Genomic DNA, 16,956 nt, shown 5'->3' on the forward strand with positions numbered 1-16,956 from the left:
AAAAGCCCCCCGGGCCGGCCAGCCGGCCCGGGGTCTAAAACGCATTGACCATGAAAGAGCAAGCCCGCAAAATGTTCGAGATGGCCATCCGGAAATTACGGGAAGCCAACGACGAACTCTGCAGACCCGAAGAGGATGTAGTCCGCGCCCTGGTCTGCAGCAATGCCCACGCCGCCATTGAACACTACCTGAAAGGGTACCTGATGCTGCATTCGGTTAGCCCGGAGGAAGAAGCCTCCATTGACGGGATGTACCAGCAGTGCAAGGCCATAAACCGGCACTTTGAGGAAGTACACCTTTCAGGGTTCCAGTGCAACGCACACAAGGACGAGTCCCGGTTCCACAACGAACCCTCGGAGCTCTCGCGCTGCTTCGACATCGCAGACAGCCTGGACACGTTCCTCAGACGGGAACAGGTCCTCGCCTGAAACCTGAAATTCAGTATGGGGTCCGTTTTTAGCTAGGATCCTTCAGGGGCCAATTCCACCTGCAGGCCGTTGAGTTTATCGGTAAGGTGGATCTGGCAACCCAGCCGGCTCTTGTCGTTTACGAAAAACGCCTCGGACAGCATGGCCTCCTCCTCGTCGGATTTGTCCGGCAACTGATGGGGGCTAAGTACGTAGCACTGGCAACTGGCGCACATGGCCATCCCGCCACACACCCCAATGGTGCCTTCCGGGGCCAGTTCATAGGCCCGGACCAGTTCCATAAGGTTCATGTTGAGGTCCGTGGGAGCCTCTATCTGGTGGGGTTTTCCCTGGCGGTCAATAATGGTCACCTGGATGTCGCGCATAGTCATACGTGCCTTTTTCCGTTTTAGTCAATGGGTTTTACCACGGCCTTGGGGGCCTCCCGCTTACTGCCGTCGAAACCGTGGATCCCGCCCACGGTGGTATACTTCATCACATACCTGCGTTCCGGGTATATTCGCTGGTAAGCACTCTGGCACATCAGGGTAGCCTCGTGGAAGCCGCACAGAATCAGTTTGAGTTTCCCCGGATAGGTATTCACATCCCCAATGGCGTAGATGCCGGGGATGTTGGTCTGGTAATCCAGGGTGTTGTCTACCCGGATGGCATTTTTCTCGATCTCAAGCCCCCATTCAGCGATAGGCCCCAACTTGGGGGAGAGCCCAAAAAGGGGGATAAAGGCGTCGGTTTCCAAGTGGAGTTCCCGAGGGTCTTCCCCTGCCATCCGGATGCCGAGGGCTTCCAGGCGGCCGTTGCCCGAGAGGGAGACCACCTCTGCAGGGGTAACCAGCTGGATCTGCCCCTTCCGTTTGAGTTGCTGTACTTTTTCGACCGAATCCAGTGCCCCCCGGAATTCGTTTCTGCGGTGTACCAGTATTACCGATTCGGCTATTTCGGCCAGGTAGATGCTCCAGTCCAGGGCAGAATCGCCCCCACCGGCAATGACCACTTTCTTGCCCGCATACTCCTCCGGGTTGCGGATCATGTAGGCCACGCCTTTGCCCTCGTAGGTTTCTAGATTATCCAGCAGGGGCTTTCTGGGCTCAAAACTGCCCAACCCTCCTGCTATGGCCACGACCGGAGCCTTATGCCTGGTGCCTTCGCTGGTTGTGACAATAAAGGTCCCGTCCTCCTGGGGTTCTATGGTTTCTGCCCGTTCCCCCAGGGTAAAACCGGGCTGGAACGGACGAATCTGCTCCATGAGGTTATCCACCAATTCCCCGGCCAGGACTTCGGGAAAACCCGGGATGTCGTAGATGGGTTTCTTGGGGTAGATTTCAGCCAGTTGGCCTCCCGGCTGGGGAAGGGCGTCAATCAGGTGACAGCGCAATTGGAGCAAGCCAGCCTCGAAAACGGCAAAAAGCCCCGTGGGGCCTGCTCCTATGATCAAGATGTCCGTTTTAATCATTCGGATAATGTCTTAATACTGGCTGGTTGTAAGAAGGAAATAACAGGTCTTAACTGACATTGACGACCTGTTCAATTTGGGGGGCGTGCTTTTTGATGGTCATTTCCACGCCGCTTTTAAGCGTCATCTGGTTTACCGAACAGCCTACACAGGTCCCCTCGAGGCGTACCCGTACCGTCTTGCCGTCATCGATGGATACCAGGGAAATATCGCCTCCGTCGCTCTGGAGGAACGGACGGATTTCCTGAAGGGCGTCCTCTACCTTGGTTTGTAATTCCTGCGCTGTCATAACCATTACTTTTTTACTGCCGAACACCCTGCCATCGTTGTGATCTTGATGGCTTCGGTGGGGGGCAGAGATTCATTGCGGGCTACCAGTTCCCTGACTACGTTACGCGTAACCTCCTCCAGGGCCTCTTGGGTAGGGGTCCCGTCCTGCATAGCTGCCGGGCGGCCTACGTCCGAGGCCTCCCGGATGCCTTGTACCAGGGGGATTTCGCCCAGGAAGGGGATGTCCAGGTCCTCGGCCAGGTTGCGGGCTCCGTGCTTCCCGAAGAGGTAATACCGGTTGTCGGGAAGTTCCTCAGGGGTAAAGTAGGCCATATTCTCGACCACCCCCAAAACAGGCACCTGTATGGCTTCCTGCTGGAACATGGCTACCCCCTTCCTGGCATCAGCCAGGGCGATCTGCTGGGGAGTGCTCACCACTACCGCACCCGTTACGGGCATGGATTGCATGATGCTCAGGTGGATGTCCCCGGTGCCGGGGGGCAGGTCTACCAACAGGAAATCGAGTTCACCCCAATGGGCGTCAAAAATCATTTGGTTCAAGGCCTTAGCGGCCATGGGCCCACGCCAGATCACGGCTTGTTCGGGCGCCGTAAAGAATCCTATGGAGAGGATCTTTACCCCGTAATTTTCCACGGGTTTCATCCGGGATTTCCCGTCCACTTCCACGGCCAGGGGTTTCTGGGAAGCCACGTCGAACATAATGGGGATGGAGGGCCCGTAGATATCCGCATCGAGGATCCCGACCTTAAAGCCCATGTTGGCCAGGGTTACCGCCAGGTTGGAGGTAACGGTGGATTTCCCCACACCGCCTTTTCCACTGGCCACCGCGATGATGTTCTGGATGCCGGCAATGGGCTGGCCCTTAATGAGGTTGGCACTGGGTTTTGCCGGGGCGTCGACCTTGATATTCACGGTAATCTTGGCCTTTTCATAGACCAGGTCGTGGATGGTCTTCAGGATACTGACCTCCGCCTTTTTCCGGGCTTGCAAGCTTGGGTTCTTCACCGTAAGGTCTACCACGACCTCGTCTCCGAAGACCTGCACATTGGTTACGGCCCCGCTATCTACCATATTGGCGCCCTCTCCGGGGACGCTTATGGTTTCCAAGGCCTTCAGCACCTGCTTTTTATCCAGTTTCACCGCCATTGCTTTTATTCAGATTCGCTTTAAATAGCAAAGATACGGCACCCGTTTGAATTGGGAAAAAAGCAAAGGGAAGATTAGCAGTTCTTTATCATCTACAATTCCCGGGCCGGATCCCAGAAAAGGGCCTCGAAATCGACCACCCGGTTATCGGATACCCGGACCCCTTCATTTTCCAGGAGTTGTTCCATAAGACGGGTCCCGCCAAAGTGGTGCTTCCCGGTAAGCAACCCCATGCGGTTTACCACGCGGTGGGCCGGCAGATCCTCCAGGCCGTGGCTCTGGTTCATGGCCCACCCCACCACCCGGGCGCTCCGGGCAGTGCCCAGATACCGGGCAATGGCACCGTACGAGGTGACCCGACCATAGGGTACCTGCCGCACCACCTCATATACTCTTTCGAAAAAATCGCCTTGGGGGTCCATAGGGTCAGGTATAGTAAATTCGGATTAAGGTGATCACCAGAAGGATCAGCATCAGTACGCTCAGGATATAATTGGAGTTCCTGGAAAAAGCACTGTTGCCGGGTTCCAGTTTGTTGAAATACACGGTATAGAGATACAGGACCGCGAAACTCCCGCACCCGGCCGAAAGGATAAAGACCGCGATGTCCCAGAATTCGAACTGGATCCACCCCGAAGCGTTCCACATGGCATTCAGGGCGCTGTAGTAGGGTATGGTCAGGAAATTCAGGGCCGCCAGGAACATCCCCTTGAAAAAGCTGTTTTTACGGCTTACAGCAATGACCTGCCGGGGTTTCTGCTTCTGTTTGCGCGCCAGGGTAAAGAAGTAAATGGCGAAAAAGGCAAAAACGGCAATGGCCGCTTTCTGAATCCAGACAATGACTTCCGGGTGTCGGAAGAGGAATTTGGAGATGAGGACCGCCACATAGGCCTGCAGGACTATCATGGTGGAAACCCCCAGGCTGAAGATGATCCCGTTCGCTTTACCCTTTTCCACACTCACCTTGGCCGCATTCATGTTGAGCAGCCCTGGTGGCACTGTAGCCATAAACGCCGCGGAAAAAGTGGCAAAAAACAACGTGAGCAAATGGGTCATTTTGTATGCGGGCTGAAACTGAGATAGGTGATGGCCTTCCCCATTTCAAGATACTGTTTTTCGTAAAATGTCTGGATCTGGGTTACTTCCGGCGGGGCGCCCTCCAGGCGGTAAATGTCGTGGTTGGCATAGAAAATGGGCAGGCCGAGGCCCTGGAGCAGGCCCAGGGTATAGCCGTGCATGAACTCGCTGTCTGTCTTCAGGTGGACCTTTCCCCCGGGAGCCAGGATGGTGCGGTACCGCTCCAGGAAAACGGCGTTGGTCATCCGGTGCTTGGTACGCTTGTATTTGATCTGGGGGTCCGGGAAGGTAATCCAGATTTCCGCCACTTCCCCAGGGGCAAAAACCCGGTCTATGAGTTCAATATGGGTCCTTAGAAACGCCGCATTGGGCAGGGGTTCTTCCAGGGCTGTTTTGGCACCCCTCCAGATCCGGGCCCCTTTGATGTCTACCCCGAGGTAGTTCACCCCCGGGTTGCGCCGTGCAAGGGCGAGGGTATAATCCCCCTTGCCGCACCCCAATTCCAGTACAATGGGGTTGGCATTGCCAAAATGGTCCTGCCACCTGCCCCGTAAGGGAAAGGTGCGTTCCAGGACTTCCTGCCTTGGGGGCTGGATGACATTCGGAAAGGCTTCATTGTCCCTGAACCGGCGGAGTTTGTTCTTGCTGCCCATCTGTTAAGCGGTTAGTTCCGTGCAAAAGTATGAAAATACTGCTGCCGGGAAGGCCCGCTCCTATCAGGCGGCGGGGGCTTTTTCCAGGGTAAAGGAGAACTCGCTGCCCACATCGACCACGCTTTCCACGTAGATCTTTTCGTTATGGGCCTCTATGATATGTTTTACGATGGACAGGCCCAAACCGCTCCCCCCTTCTTTGCGGCTACCGCTTTTATCTACCCTGTAGAAGCGCTCGAAAAGGCGGGTGAGGTGTTGCTCGGCAATCCCCTCGCCGTTATCGGTAACGCGGACGATGACCTTGTTCTTGATCAGGTTCTCCACGCTTACCTCCGTGGTGCCGTCCTCATGGCCGTATTTGATGGAATTCACTACCAGATTGGTCAGCACCTGCTGGATTTTTTCCCGGTCGGCATAGACCATAACGGGCTCCTTGTAATCCATGTCGAAGACCAGGGAAATTCCTTTTTTGGAGGCTTTCATTTCCAGGAGGTCGAAGACGTTTCGGATGAGTTCAATCATGTCGAAGGCCTCCTGTTCCAGGTGCATGTCTCCTATTTCCAGCTTGGTAATCAGGTCCAGGTCCTTGATGATATAAATGAGGCGTTCCACCCCCTTGGCGGCCCGCTGCAGGTATTTCCGACGCACCCGTTTATCTTCCAGGGCGCCGTCCAGCAGGGTATGGATATACCCTTGCACCGTAAAGAGGGGGGTTTTAAGCTCGTGGGAAACATTGCCGAGGAACTCCTTCCGATACTCCTCCCGGATGCGAAGGGTGTCGATCTCCACTTTTTTGCCCTGGGCGAATTTCTCGATCTCCTCGGTGAGGGTTTTCATGTCCGTGGTAATGGGGGCCGAAGCCAGGGAAGAAGACTCCAGAAGGGCCACATCGTCGTAAATCTGCTTGATGCGGCGGTAAATAAACTTTTCGGCCCGTACCTGGATGATCAGGAAGGCGATCCCGAAGGTCAGGGCCACCATGCCCACGGCGGCATACCAGTACTGGAGCAGCACCCCTTCAAGGAGCATCCATAGGAGGAAGGCCGACCCCAAAAATACAGCAATCAGGGTGGCAGAACGCAGCGCAAAACGATAGGATTTGCGGATTTGCGCCGGCATTACTGGACGAATTTATAACCTACCCCTTTGACGGTCTTAAAATGGTCCTCCCCGATTTTCTCCCGCAATTTCCGGATATGCACATCTATGGTGCGGCCTCCAACCACTACTTCCTGTCCCCAGACCTTGTCGAGGATCACTTCGCGTTTGAATACCTTGTCGGGTTTGGAGGCCAGCAGGGCCAGCAGCTCGAATTCCTTCCGGGGCAGGATGAGTTCCTCCCCCTTGTTGATCACTTTGTACTCCTCCCGGTTGATGACGAGTTTGCCCACCTTGAGCACATCCTCCGGGGCATCCCCATCGCGGCGGTAGCGCCTGAGCAGGGCCTTGACCTTGCTCAGCAACACCTTGGGTTTGATGGGTTTGGTAATGTAATCGTCCGCCCCGGCGTCGAAACCTGCAACCTGGGAATAATCCTCGCTGCGCGCGGTCAGGAAAGTGATGATGGTATTCTCCAGCCCCCGGGTACCGCGAATGGCCTCACATGCCTCTATCCCGTCCATCTCTGGCATCATCACGTCCAGGATGATCAGGTGGGGTTGCTTCTTGATGGCCTTCTCCACCCCTTCTGCGCCGTTCTTGGCAGTAAATACCTGGTACCCTTCGGAAGTGAGGTTGTATTTGAGGATTTCCAGAATATCCGGTTCGTCATCGACCAGTAGAATCTTGATATCCTGATTCTTCATGAAAAGGGGGTTTTAAAGGTTGATCCTTTCAAAAATACAGAAAAACCGCAAGGGGCATTTTTCCTTAACCTGAATTTAAAATGCATAACGATTTGATAATCTTGCAGAGCGGCTTATTCCCACATTTTGCATTTCATCGAAAATTCGGGAATTTTCCGACAGCCACCTGCGTTGGGCGGCCAAAAATTATATCTTTGTGGCACGTCGTTTGTGAGGAGTTCAGTATGAAGCACTTATACACCCTGCTTTTCTTCTTTATGGTTTCAGCCGGTTTTGCTCAAAGCCAACCGGACCGGGGGGAAATTGAAGGCTTCAAACTCTTTCCCAACCCTGCCACAGCGGGCAAAGTCCAGATTGTAACGGCGAATAATGCCCCTAAAAACATCCGCATCTACGACGTGCTCGGAACCCCGGTCCTGGAAACGACCCTTATGGGGACGGAGCTGAATATTACCGGGCTGGATGCCGGGGTTTACCTCATTCAGGTCTTCGAAAAAGACAAGGTTGCCACCCGCAAGCTGATCGTCCGCTAAGGATTCCATTCGACAAAATGCAGGAAATATCGGTGAACGGCACAGTGCCTGAACCCTTACCTACATTTTCCGAAGTTTCACAACAAATACTCCCATTCCCCGAAGGCGTGTACTAATTTTAAGGTGTTGATCCCAAATCAATACCCTGAATGAAGTACCTCTACCTCTTGCTTTTTGCGATGGGGACCTTTGTGCTCTCGGCCCAGCAGGCGGACCCCGCCCCGGGTGCCAGGGAGGCTTCATTTACCCTGAGCCCCAACCCCGCCAGCGGCGACGTCGTATTCATCTCCGGCGGAACTAATGCTCCCAAAACCATCCGCATTTACGACCTGTTCGGGAAGGTGGTCCTGCAGCGCAGGCTCCAGGATAATTCCCTGCCCATCCACCCATTGGTACCCGGTGTCTACATGGTGCAGATAGAACAAGGGGCCAACCGGGTTACGCGCAAACTCGTGGTACGCTAACCAGACCCGTCTACCTTCGCCCCTATTTGGCTATTTTTGCGCCAAGACTGTGGCATGGAACCCCAACCTATATTCGATATAGACTCCCCCGCAACATTCCGGGATCTGGCCCTGGAGACCTTTGCCCTGCAATACCGGGAAGTACCGGTATACCGGGAATTCTGTGACCACCTGAAGCGGTCCCCGGCCCGGGTAAGGAGCATAGAAGACATTCCGTTTTTGCCCATTTCCATGTTTAAGTCCAGAGAGATCCTGGCCCAGGGGAAACAACCGGAAACCGTCTTTCAGAGCAGTGGCACCACGGGGATGACCCGCAGCCGGCACCTCGTGGCCGACCTCAGCCTATACCAACAGAGTTTTACCCAGGGTTTTAAGGCGTTCTACGGCAACCCGTCGGATTGGTGTATCCTGGCGCTGCTTCCCTCCTACCAGCAACAACCGGGCTCCTCCCTGATCTATATGGCAGACCACCTCATCCGCCAGTCTGCGAACCCTATGAGCGGGTATCTGCCGGCCGAGCCCAAGCGGGCTGCCGATATCCTCTTAAAAGCCGACGGGGCAGGCCAGAACGTGCTCCTTATTGGCGTTTCCTACGCCCTGCTGGACCTGGCCCGTTCTTTCCCCATGAAACTCCACCATACGGTGGTCATGGAAACCGGAGGGATGAAGGGTCGGGGCCAGGAACTGGTCCGGGAGGCCCTGCACGAGAGGCTGTGCTCCGGGCTGGGCGTGGAAGCCATCCACTCCGAATACGGTATGACCGAACTGCTTTCCCAGGCGTATTCCCAGGGCAGGGGGCTCTTCCGTACCCCCCCGTGGATGCAGGTTCGCATACGGGACACCGAAGACCCGTTATCCCTGGTCCCGGACGGCAAAACGGGCGGGATAGATATCATTGACCTCGCCAACAAGTATTCCTGCAGTTTTATTGCCACACAGGACCTGGGGAAGAAGACCGCCAATGGCCATTTCGAAGTATTGGGAAGATTCGACCATTCGGATATCCGCGGGTGCAACCTGCTGATGCTGTAACTCCCGCAGCCGAAGGGATGAGACGGCCTACTCGAATACGAGGACGAAGTAGTTCTTTTTACCCCTTTGCAGGAGTACAAAGCGGTCGCTGATCAGGTCGCTTGCCGTAAGCGTGTAGGCTTCATCAACCTTGGTCTTGTTTACTGAAATGGCATTCTGGCCGAGCTCCCGGCGGGCTTCGCCATTGGATTTTAGGAACCCCGTCTTGGCAGACAGGGCGGCAATCATGTCCATACCCCCGTCCAGTTCCAACCGGCTAAGACTGGCCTGGGGCACCCCCTCGAAGACCTCCATAAAGGTGTCCTGATCCAGGCCCTTGAGGGCTTCGGCCGTAGCCTTCCCGAAGAGGATGGTACTGGCGGCCTCCGCCCGCTCATAGTCCTCCCGGGAGTGGACCATGGTGGTAATTTCCATGGCCAGGCGCCGCTGCAGGGCGCGCTGGTGGGGGGCATCCCTGTGGGATGCCACCAAAGACTCAATCTCCTCCCGTCCCAGGAAGGTGAAAATCTTGATATACTTCTCGGCGTCCTCGTCCGAGGTATTGAGCCAGTATTGGTAAAACTTGTAGGGTGAGGTCCGGTGGGCATCCAGCCAGATGTTGCCACTTTCTGTCTTCCCGAATTTCGTGCCGTCGGCCTTGGTAATGAGCGGGCAGGTCAGGGCATAACCCTTCCCGGAATCGATCCTCCGGATGAGCTCCGTCCCGGTGGTGATGTTCCCCCACTGGTCGCTCCCTCCCATCTGAAGGGTGCAGTCGTGGGTGCGGTAGAGGTGCAGGAAATCGTATCCCTGAACCAGCTGGTAGGAGAACTCGGTAAAGGACATCCCCTCGGCGGAATCCTCCGACAACCGCTTGCGGACGGAGTCCTTGGCCATCATGTAGTTCACGGTGATATGCTTCCCGATGTCCCGGATAAAATCCAGGAAACTCAGGGGCTTCATCCAATCGTAGTTGTTTACCAACAGGGCTGCGTTGGGGGCATCGCTCTCAAAGTCCAGGAAGCGGGCCAGTTGCCCCTTTATGGCTTCCTCGTTCATGCGGAGGGTGGTTTCATCCAACAGGTTCCGCTCGGCCGATTTGCCCGAGGGGTCCCCGATCATTCCCGTAGCCCCGCCTACAAGGGCGATGGGCCGGTGCCCGGCCAGCTGGAAATGGCGCAGCATCATCACGCCTACCAGGTGCCCGATATGGAGGGAATCCGCCGTGGGGTCTATCCCCACATAGGCCGAGTGCATCCCGCTGAGCAGGTGCTCTTCCGTGCCGGGCATGATATCGTGCAACATCCCCCTCCAGGTCAGTTCTGAAACAAAATTGGAAACCATAACCTCATTTTAAAGCCCAGCAAAGATACAGAAATCGTCCGCTTCGGGAGGCCCCACGGGCCATATCATTCCCAGAATCGCTACTTTTGGGCCATGGAACTGGTAACGGGCGCAACGGGCTTGCTGGGCAGCCACCTCACCCTGGAGTTACTCCGCTCCGGGGCAACCGTCCGGGCGGTATATCGCCATGACGGGCGAAGGGAACAAACCGTGCAGCGTTGGCTGGATGCAAACCCTGCAAATGCTGCCTTACTTTCCCGCCTGGAATGGGTGCATGGCGATATCCTGGACCTGCCCTTCCTGGAAACCGCCCTGACCGGGATCCAAACCGTATTCCACTGTGCCGCCCTGGTCAGCTTCGACCCATCCCAGGAGGCGGCCCTGCTGAAAACCAATTGGGAAGGCACGCGCAACATGGTCAACACGGCCCTGTATGCCAAGGTGGAGGCCTTCTGCCATGTCAGTTCCATTGCCACGGTAGACGGTACGGCCGAAGTCCTTACCGAATCCGACACCTGGGACCCTGCGCGCACCAACGGGTATGCCACCAGCAAATACCTGGGGGAAATGGAGGTCTGGCGCGGCAGCCAGGAGGGCCTGCAGACTCTTATTGTAAACCCGGGGGTCATCTTCGGGCCCGGGAACTGGGATGAGGGGAGCGGGCGCTTCTTTAGCCGCGTTGCCGGCGGCCTTCGGTATTACCCCCCTGGGGGTACGGGATTTATAGGCCTGGATGACACCGTCCGCTGCATCCTGGCCCTGGTTCAAAAAAAAATGTACCGGCAGCGCTTCCTGCTGGTAAGCGAAAACCTTAGCTATCGATCCGTTTTGGTAACCATTGCCCGCAACCTGGGGGTGCGCCCCCCTTCCCGGCCGCTGCACCGGTGGCACCTGGAGTTGTTATGGCGGCTGGATTGGGCCCGGCATCGCCTCACGGGCAGCCCGCGTCAACTCAGCCGGGGTATGGCCCGCCACATGGGAGGACCTGGCAGATATGGTAATAAAAAAGTCAGGGAAGCCCTGGGGTACTCTTTTCAACCTATGGAGGAGGTCATAGCGGCCTGCGCAACGGCATTCAAAAAAGACAGGCCCGTAGGCTGACTACTCCTGAGGCGGGTTTTCCTCCTGCTGGTCCGAAGCCGACCGGCCACCCCGGATGACCTCCGTAATACTGTCCTTGTATTTCAGGATGCGCGCCTCCAGGGCCTCGTAAATCTGTTGGTATTCCACCGGGTTGGAAGCATAATAGAGGTCGCTCTGGGCAAACTGGAGACTGTCTATGCCGTACTTCTCATAGATAAAGGGCATAACCCGGATATCGTTTTGCTCCAGGACGTTGGGGTAATTCCCCTCGATGGCATCCATGACCGAAAGGTCGAAGAGGATATCGGTCATCTGCGCATTGGGAATGAGGTCCTGTGGGGGCTCCATCAGCTTCTCCCCACAGGAAACGAAGATCAATAAGGTCCCTATGGCTATCAGGTATCGCATCAGCGGTCGAATTCGAGTCTCATGGCATGGCTCTCGTCCGAGAGCGTGCCCTGGCTGTAGGCCAGGTGGCCATTGACAAAGGTATGCATTACCCGGGAACGGAAACGCTGTCCCTCAAAGGGGGACCAGCCGCACTTGTACAGGATGTTGGCGGGTTCCACGGTCCAGGGCAGGTCCGTACGCACGGCCACCAGGTCTGCGTAATACCCCTCCCTGAGGTAGCCGCGCCTGTCGATGTCGAAGAGAATGGCCGGGTTGTGGCACATTTTTTCCACGAGCCGCTCCACAGGCAGTACCCCGTCCAGGTGCTTTTCCAGCAGGGCGGGCAACACATGCTGTACCAGTGGCCCTCCGGAGGGGCACTCCAGGTAAGGGTTTGCCTTTTCTTCCAGGGTATGGGGAGCGTGGTCCGTAGCCAGGACGTCGATGCGGTCGTCCAGGACCGCCTCCCAAAGCGCACTGCGGTCTTCTGCGGTCTTGACCGCGGGATTCCACTTAATGCGGCTGCCCTTGTCCTGGTAGTCCGCATCGGAGAACCAGAGGTGGTGGACACAGGCTTCGGCTGTAATCTTCTTTTCTGCCAGGGGAATATCGTTGCGCAACAAGGAGGTTTCCACCCCGGTGGAGAGGTGGAAGACATGCAGGCGGGCCCCGGTTTCCTCAGCCAGGGCAATGGCCCGGCTGGAAGAGAGGTAGCAGGCCTCCGCACTGCGGATGATCGGGTGCAGGTGCATGGGGATATCCGTCCCGTATTCCGCCTTGAAGCGCTCCGTATTGGCGCGGATGGTCTGCTCATCCTCACAGTGGGCGCAGATCACTAAGGGGGTACTGCGGAAGATCCGTTCAAGTACCTGCTGGTCGTCTACCAGCATATCCCCCGTGGAGGATCCCAGGAAGAGTTTAATATTGGAGGTAGCACGGGGGTCCAGTCGTTTGATCTCTTCCAGGTTGTCATTGGTGCCCCCAAAGGGAAAGGCATAATTGGCAAACGAGGACCGGGCGCCCATGGCAAACTTCTCCTCGAGCCGCTCAATGGTAGTGGTCTGAGGCTTGGTGTTGGGCTGTTCCATAAAAGATGTAACACCCCCGGCCACTGCTGCGCGGCTTTCAGAGCGGATATCGCCCTTATGGGTAAGCCCCGGCTCCCTGAAATGGACCTGGTCGTCTATGAGGCCCGGCAGGAGGTAGTGCCCCTCCAGGTCCAGGACCATCGCGCCTGGGTCGGAAATGTCCCGGTCTATCCGGCTAATAAAACGGTCCTCGATAAGCAGGTCTGCGGCCTCGGTTCTCCCTTCGTTGACCAAAAGGGCATTTTTAAGTAGTGTACGTTTCATTTTAAAATCCATTTTTTTTTAATAGGCTGCGGAACTTCATCCCCATCACCCCGAAAACGGCCTCCCAGATGATGGTCTTACTCATTTTGGACTGCCCCTTTTCCCGGTCTGTGAAAACGATGGAAACCTCGTCCAGCCGGAATCCCTTTTTATAGGCCCGGTACTTCATCTCAATCTGGAAGGCATACCCCACAAACCGAACCTGGTCCAGGTCTATGGCTTCCAGCACCTTCCGGTTATAGCAAACAAAGCCCGCAGTGGGGTCGTGCACGCGCATGCCCGTTACAATCTTGACATAGATAGAGGCCCCGTAGGAGAGCAATACCCGGTGCAGGGGCCAGTTCACGACATTCACCCCTTTTTTATAGCGCGACCCGATGGACATATCGGCCCCATTCAGGCAGGCCCGGTGCAGGCGTGGCAGGTCTGTGGGGTCGTGGGAAAAATCCGCATCCATCTCAAAAATAAAGGGATAATCCCGTTCCAGGGCCCATTTAAACCCGTGGATGTACGCCGTCCCCAACCCGGTTTTTCCCTGCCGGCGCTCCAGGTGGAGCCTCCCGGGGAATTCATCCTGGAGCTGGGCTACCCGGTTTCCGGTGCCGTCCGGGGAATCATCGTCTACAATCAGGACGTCGTATGCCCGTGGCAGGTCAAAAACGGCGCGAATAATCGCCTCGATGTTTTCGATCTCATTAAAGGTAGGGATGATTACCAGTCCTTCTGCCATAGTTTCGGGTTTAGGGGCAAAAATACCACTTTTAAGCCCTTTTGCAGGCCTCCTGCCCAATTTTGTAACTCCGGGAATACCCCTTTTTTGTACCTTTGGCCCAACGCCGGTACCTATGAGACAACAACTTCCCCGGGTCCTGTTACTTGCGCTCGGGTGCTTGCTGCTGCTGAACCTCTTCCAGGCCTATTTCACCGGACTCCTGTACGACGAGGCCTACTACTGGTACTATGCCCAGAACCCGGCCTGGGGGTACTTCGACCACCCGCCCATGGTGGCCTGGATGATCTGGGCCGGCATCCAGGTTTTTCCCGGGGAATTGGGCGTCCGCCTGCTGAGCTGCCTGGCCGGAACGGGCACACTGCTTCTGCTGTGGCGCCTGACCGACCACCCCGCCAAAAACAAACACCCCTGGCCCTTATTGTTGTGGCTGGTCTCCATTGTTCTGATGCACGCATATGGGTTCCTGAGTTTGCCGGATACCCCCCTGCTCTTTTTTACAGCCCTTTTCCTGTGGACCTACCGCAGGTTCCTGCAGGCACCCTCGCGTTGGTTCCTGTTGCTGGGGCTGGTCATGGCAGCCCTGATGTACAGCAAGTACCACGCCGCCCTTGTGATCCTCTTTACCCTGGCATCCAACCCCCGCCTGCTGCGCAACCCCTGGGCCTGGGCGGCAGTGGGCATTTCCCTGGTTGCCTATGCCCCCCACCTGTACTGGTTGTTCGACCACGACTTTGTCTCGGTGCGCTACCACCTATTCGAACGCCCCAACCAACCCTATAATTTCACCAAGTTCACAGCCGGGTATCTTGTAAACCTGCTCGCCCTTTTTGGCCTTACTTTTCCGTGGGTGTACCTGGCCCTGTTCCGTTTCAGGCCTGCAGACCGCTTTGAGAAGGCCTTGCAATACCTCGCCTGGGGGGTGTTGCTCTTTTTCCTGATTTCGAGTTTCCAGCGCCGCGTACAGACCCAGTGGCTCATTGTGACCTGCATCCCATTGGCCCTGATCGTAGGCCAGGCCCTGGCCCGGCAACCCGGTTGGAGCAAATGGATTAAACGCGCGGCCATTGCCAACCTGGTGGTGCTGGGGTGGCTCCGCCTGGGGCTGGCTTACCCTCCCCTTTTCCCGGTTTACTTCGAGGCACATGGGAACAAAGCCTGGGTAGTGCGCTTGTCCGAAGTGGCAGGCGACGCCGAGGTTGTCTTTGAAAACTCCTACCGGCTGGCCTCCATGTATGGGTTCTACAGCGGCAGGCCCTCTTTCAGCCTCAACAACGTGTACTACCGAAAAAACCAGTATTCCATAGACGGGTCCGAGGCCTGGATGCAAGGCCGGAAGGTCTTGTTTATCCCAAAGGTGGCCACCTCGGGGGAACGCTCCTATACCGATGCCCGGGGCCGGCTCCGCTATGGCAATATCATGGATCCCTTTACCAGTTATCGGCAACTTCGGGCCCAAATCCTCCCTGAAGCGCCTGCACCACAGGACGGCACCTATACGTTTTCGCTTATCAATCCGTACCCGGAACCCGTACCCCTGGATTCACTGCGGTTTGGCATCGCCCTGCTGGATGCCTACAAAGAAGTGCAAAAGGTGCAGCCCATTACCCCGGAAGGTCCCATTCCCACTGGGCTCCTGAACCCCGGGGATACCCTCCGGTTCACATTCAGAAAACCGGCATCCGGGCAAGACACCCGCTACCTTAGGGCCGTGGTCAGCAAGAAGGGTTTTAATTGGGGGCTCAATGGTATCCCCCAGAAAATAGCTGAATAATGGAGGCTGTAGCCAGATATATCGAATCTACAGACTGGATTAGCGCAATCTTCCTGCTGGGCCTGCTTTTGCTGGTTTTTGCGAAAGGCTTGTTCTACAGCCGCTTCCTGACCTTTGTTATCCTTCCCTTTAACAATAAATATATCATCCTGAATAATAAAAAGGGGAAGCTCCTAAGCGGGTTCCACCTTTCCCTAAGCCTGTTTCAGTGGCTCAACCTCAGCCTGTTCGGGTACTTTGCCCTGCAGGCCCTGGTCCCCGATTCCGGGCAGTGGGACCCTTTGGTCCTGTTTTTTATCCTTTTCGGGGCCCTTCTGGGTTTCACCCTTGCCAAACTCCTGCTGCAGTTGGCCTGCGGGTACCTTTTCGACAATACCAAAATGATTTCCTATCTGGTTTTCCAGAAATGGTCGTACCTGAATTACAGCACCCTGGTTCTCTTCCCGGTGAACCTCCTGCTGACTTACCTGTTCCCGGGTTCAAAAGCACTGGTACTGATAGGGGTTATCCTCCTGTTTGCCGTGAATATCACGGGTTGGGCGAACATCCTGAAAATTCATCAAAAAGTGATCTCGGCCCAGTTTTTCTATTTTATTTTGTACCTTTGCGCACTTGAAATTGCTCCAGTTCTGATCGTAACAAACTTGGTAAACGCTTGATAGTATGAAGGTAAAGACGATTCTGGTCTCGCAGCCGGAGCCAAAAATGGAAAACAGCCCTTATCTCCGGCTCATCGAAAAGGAGAAGGTCAAGGTAGACTTCAGGCCGTTTATCCACGTGGAAGGCGTTGATGCCAAAACGGTGCGCCAGCAAAAGATCGATCTCGCCAAATTCACCGCCATCATCCTGACCAGCCGCAACTCGGTAGACCACTTCTTCCGGATTGCAGAGGAGATGCGCTTCAAGGTGCCGGATACCATGAAATATTTCTGCCAGTCCGAAGCGGTGGCCTACTACCTGCAGAAATACGTCGTGTACCGCAAGCGGAAAATCTATGTGGGGAAGCGCAACTTTATAGACCTGGCGCCCCTTTTCAAGAAATACAAGGATGAGGAGTACCTGCTGCCCTCTTCGGACGTGCTGAAGCCCCAGGTGCCCGAAACACTGGAAAAGGCGGGTATCCGCTGGACGCGCGGTATTTTCTACAAAACCGTTATCAGCGACCTTTCCGACCTCAGGGATGTTTACTACGACATCCTGGTATTCTTCAGCCCTTCAGGCATCGAGTCCCTGCTGAAAAACTTCCCGGACTTCGAGCAAAACAACACCCGTATTGCCGTCTTCGGCAATTCCACGGTAAATGCCGCTACCGAAGCCGGGCTGCGGATCGACATTCAGGCCCCTACGCCGGAGACCCCTTCCATGACCATGGCATTGCAGAAATACATCAACCAGGTCAATAAGAAATAAGCCCTTTAAAGGGTT

21 protein-coding genes are annotated in these 16,956 nt (G+C 55.8%); 8 read left to right on the plus strand and 13 right to left on the minus strand.

Annotated elements, in window-relative coordinates:
• Positions 1-50: 50 nt before the first annotated feature.
• A complete protein-coding gene (locus CA832_RS01030) occupies positions 51-428 on the plus strand; it encodes a HEPN domain-containing protein (protein WP_088339703.1) in 378 nt (125 codons plus the stop codon).
• A gap of 32 nt (positions 429-460) precedes the next feature.
• Here the strand turns inward: CA832_RS01030 and CA832_RS01035 are convergent, their stop codons facing one another.
• The 9 genes from CA832_RS01035 to CA832_RS01075 form a co-directional block, all read right to left on the minus strand.
• A complete protein-coding gene (locus CA832_RS01035; protein ID WP_088339704.1) occupies positions 461-793 on the minus strand; it encodes a 2Fe-2S iron-sulfur cluster-binding family protein in 333 nt (110 codons plus the stop codon).
• Between the two features lie 23 nt (positions 794-816).
• The gene (locus CA832_RS01040; protein ID WP_088339705.1) at positions 817-1,878 is read right to left on the minus strand and encodes an NAD(P)/FAD-dependent oxidoreductase; all 1,062 of its coding nucleotides are present in this window, start codon (positions 1,876-1,878) and stop codon (positions 817-819) included.
• Between the two features lie 49 nt (positions 1,879-1,927).
• Complete coding sequence (locus tag CA832_RS01045) at positions 1,928-2,167, minus strand: NifU family protein (RefSeq protein WP_088340714.1); 240 nt, start codon at positions 2,165-2,167, stop codon at positions 1,928-1,930.
• Positions 2,168-2,172: 5 nt separating this feature from the next.
• On the minus strand, positions 2,173-3,309 hold the full coding sequence (locus tag CA832_RS01050) for an Mrp/NBP35 family ATP-binding protein (protein WP_088340715.1): 1,137 nt from the start codon (positions 3,307-3,309) through the stop codon (positions 2,173-2,175).
• 98 nt (positions 3,310-3,407) lie between these two features.
• Entirely contained in the window at positions 3,408-3,737 is a 330-nt protein-coding gene (locus CA832_RS01055; RefSeq protein WP_088339706.1) for an MGMT family protein, read from the minus strand.
• A 4-nt stretch (positions 3,738-3,741) separates the two neighbouring features.
• Positions 3,742-4,371, minus strand: coding sequence for a LysE family transporter (locus CA832_RS01060; RefSeq protein WP_088339707.1), 630 nt, complete (start codon positions 4,369-4,371; stop codon positions 3,742-3,744).
• Positions 4,368-5,045, minus strand: a complete 678-nt coding sequence (gene trmB, locus CA832_RS01065) for a tRNA (guanosine(46)-N7)-methyltransferase TrmB (RefSeq protein ID WP_088339708.1) — start codon at positions 5,043-5,045, stop codon at positions 4,368-4,370. The genes CA832_RS01060 and trmB overlap by 4 nt, the downstream gene beginning before the upstream one ends.
• 63 nt (positions 5,046-5,108) lie before the next feature.
• Positions 5,109-6,026, minus strand: coding sequence for a sensor histidine kinase (locus CA832_RS01070; protein WP_394335740.1), 918 nt, complete (start codon positions 6,024-6,026; stop codon positions 5,109-5,111).
• A 137-nt stretch (positions 6,027-6,163) separates the two neighbouring features.
• Positions 6,164-6,850 carry a response regulator transcription factor gene (locus CA832_RS01075; protein WP_088339710.1) on the minus strand — a complete coding sequence of 229 codons (687 nt, stop codon included), beginning with the start codon at positions 6,848-6,850 and terminating at the stop codon, positions 6,164-6,166.
• 194 nt (positions 6,851-7,044) lie between these two features.
• On the opposite strand from CA832_RS01075, the gene CA832_RS01080 reads away from it, so the two are divergent.
• The 3 genes from CA832_RS01080 (at position 7,045) to CA832_RS01090 (ending at position 8,879) form a co-directional block, all read left to right on the plus strand.
• Entirely contained in the window at positions 7,045-7,383 is a 339-nt protein-coding gene (locus CA832_RS01080; RefSeq protein ID WP_317042252.1) for a T9SS type A sorting domain-containing protein, read from the plus strand.
• A 149-nt stretch (positions 7,384-7,532) separates the two neighbouring features.
• Positions 7,533-7,847 (plus strand): T9SS type A sorting domain-containing protein, encoded by a 315-nt coding sequence (locus CA832_RS01085; protein ID WP_088339712.1) that lies wholly within the window; start codon positions 7,533-7,535, stop codon positions 7,845-7,847.
• Positions 7,848-7,901: 54 nt separating this feature from the next.
• Positions 7,902-8,879: a LuxE/PaaK family acyltransferase gene (locus CA832_RS01090; RefSeq protein ID WP_088339713.1), complete on the plus strand. Its 978-nt coding sequence runs from the start codon at positions 7,902-7,904 to the stop codon at positions 8,877-8,879.
• A gap of 27 nt (positions 8,880-8,906) precedes the next feature.
• On the opposite strand, the gene tyrS is transcribed toward CA832_RS01090, so the two are convergent.
• Positions 8,907-10,202 (minus strand): tyrosine--tRNA ligase, encoded by a 1,296-nt coding sequence (tyrS, locus tag CA832_RS01095; protein ID WP_088339714.1) that lies wholly within the window; start codon positions 10,200-10,202, stop codon positions 8,907-8,909.
• A 93-nt stretch (positions 10,203-10,295) separates the two neighbouring features.
• Here tyrS and CA832_RS01100 point away from each other — a divergent pair, with 93 nt between their 5' ends.
• On the plus strand, positions 10,296-11,303 hold the full coding sequence (locus tag CA832_RS01100) for an NAD-dependent epimerase/dehydratase family protein (RefSeq protein ID WP_088339715.1): 1,008 nt from the start codon (positions 10,296-10,298) through the stop codon (positions 11,301-11,303).
• Here the strand turns inward: CA832_RS01100 and CA832_RS01105 are convergent, their stop codons facing one another.
• From CA832_RS01105 to CA832_RS01115, 3 genes are read right to left on the minus strand one after another with little or no spacing between them, the layout of a single operon-like run.
• On the minus strand, positions 11,304-11,693 hold the full coding sequence (locus tag CA832_RS01105) for a DUF4296 domain-containing protein (RefSeq protein ID WP_088339716.1): 390 nt from the start codon (positions 11,691-11,693) through the stop codon (positions 11,304-11,306).
• Positions 11,693-13,027: a dihydroorotase gene (locus CA832_RS01110; protein ID WP_088339717.1), complete on the minus strand. Its 1,335-nt coding sequence runs from the start codon at positions 13,025-13,027 to the stop codon at positions 11,693-11,695. Before CA832_RS01110 ends, CA832_RS01105 begins: the two co-directional genes overlap by 1 nt.
• Position 13,028: 1 nt before the next feature.
• Positions 13,029-13,757 (minus strand): polyprenol monophosphomannose synthase, encoded by a 729-nt coding sequence (locus CA832_RS01115; RefSeq protein WP_088339718.1) that lies wholly within the window; start codon positions 13,755-13,757, stop codon positions 13,029-13,031.
• A gap of 115 nt (positions 13,758-13,872) precedes the next feature.
• On the opposite strand from CA832_RS01115, the gene CA832_RS01120 reads away from it, so the two are divergent.
• From CA832_RS01120 to CA832_RS01130, 3 genes are read left to right on the plus strand one after another with little or no spacing between them, the layout of a single operon-like run.
• Positions 13,873-15,531, plus strand: coding sequence for an ArnT family glycosyltransferase (locus tag CA832_RS01120; RefSeq protein ID WP_158211861.1), 1,659 nt, complete (start codon positions 13,873-13,875; stop codon positions 15,529-15,531).
• Positions 15,531-16,190 carry a DUF4271 domain-containing protein gene (locus tag CA832_RS01125; RefSeq protein WP_088339720.1) on the plus strand — a complete coding sequence of 220 codons (660 nt, stop codon included), beginning with the start codon at positions 15,531-15,533 and terminating at the stop codon, positions 16,188-16,190. Before CA832_RS01120 ends, CA832_RS01125 begins: the two co-directional genes overlap by 1 nt.
• Positions 16,191-16,194: 4 nt before the next feature.
• Positions 16,195-16,941, plus strand: coding sequence for a uroporphyrinogen-III synthase (locus tag CA832_RS01130; RefSeq protein WP_088339721.1), 747 nt, complete (start codon positions 16,195-16,197; stop codon positions 16,939-16,941).
• The last annotated feature ends 15 nt before the right edge of the window (positions 16,942-16,956 follow it).

It is taken from the genome of Robiginitalea sediminis (genome assembly GCF_002198115.1).
In the GTDB taxonomy this organism is placed as follows: Bacteria; Bacteroidota; Bacteroidia; order Flavobacteriales; family Flavobacteriaceae; genus Robiginitalea; species Robiginitalea sediminis.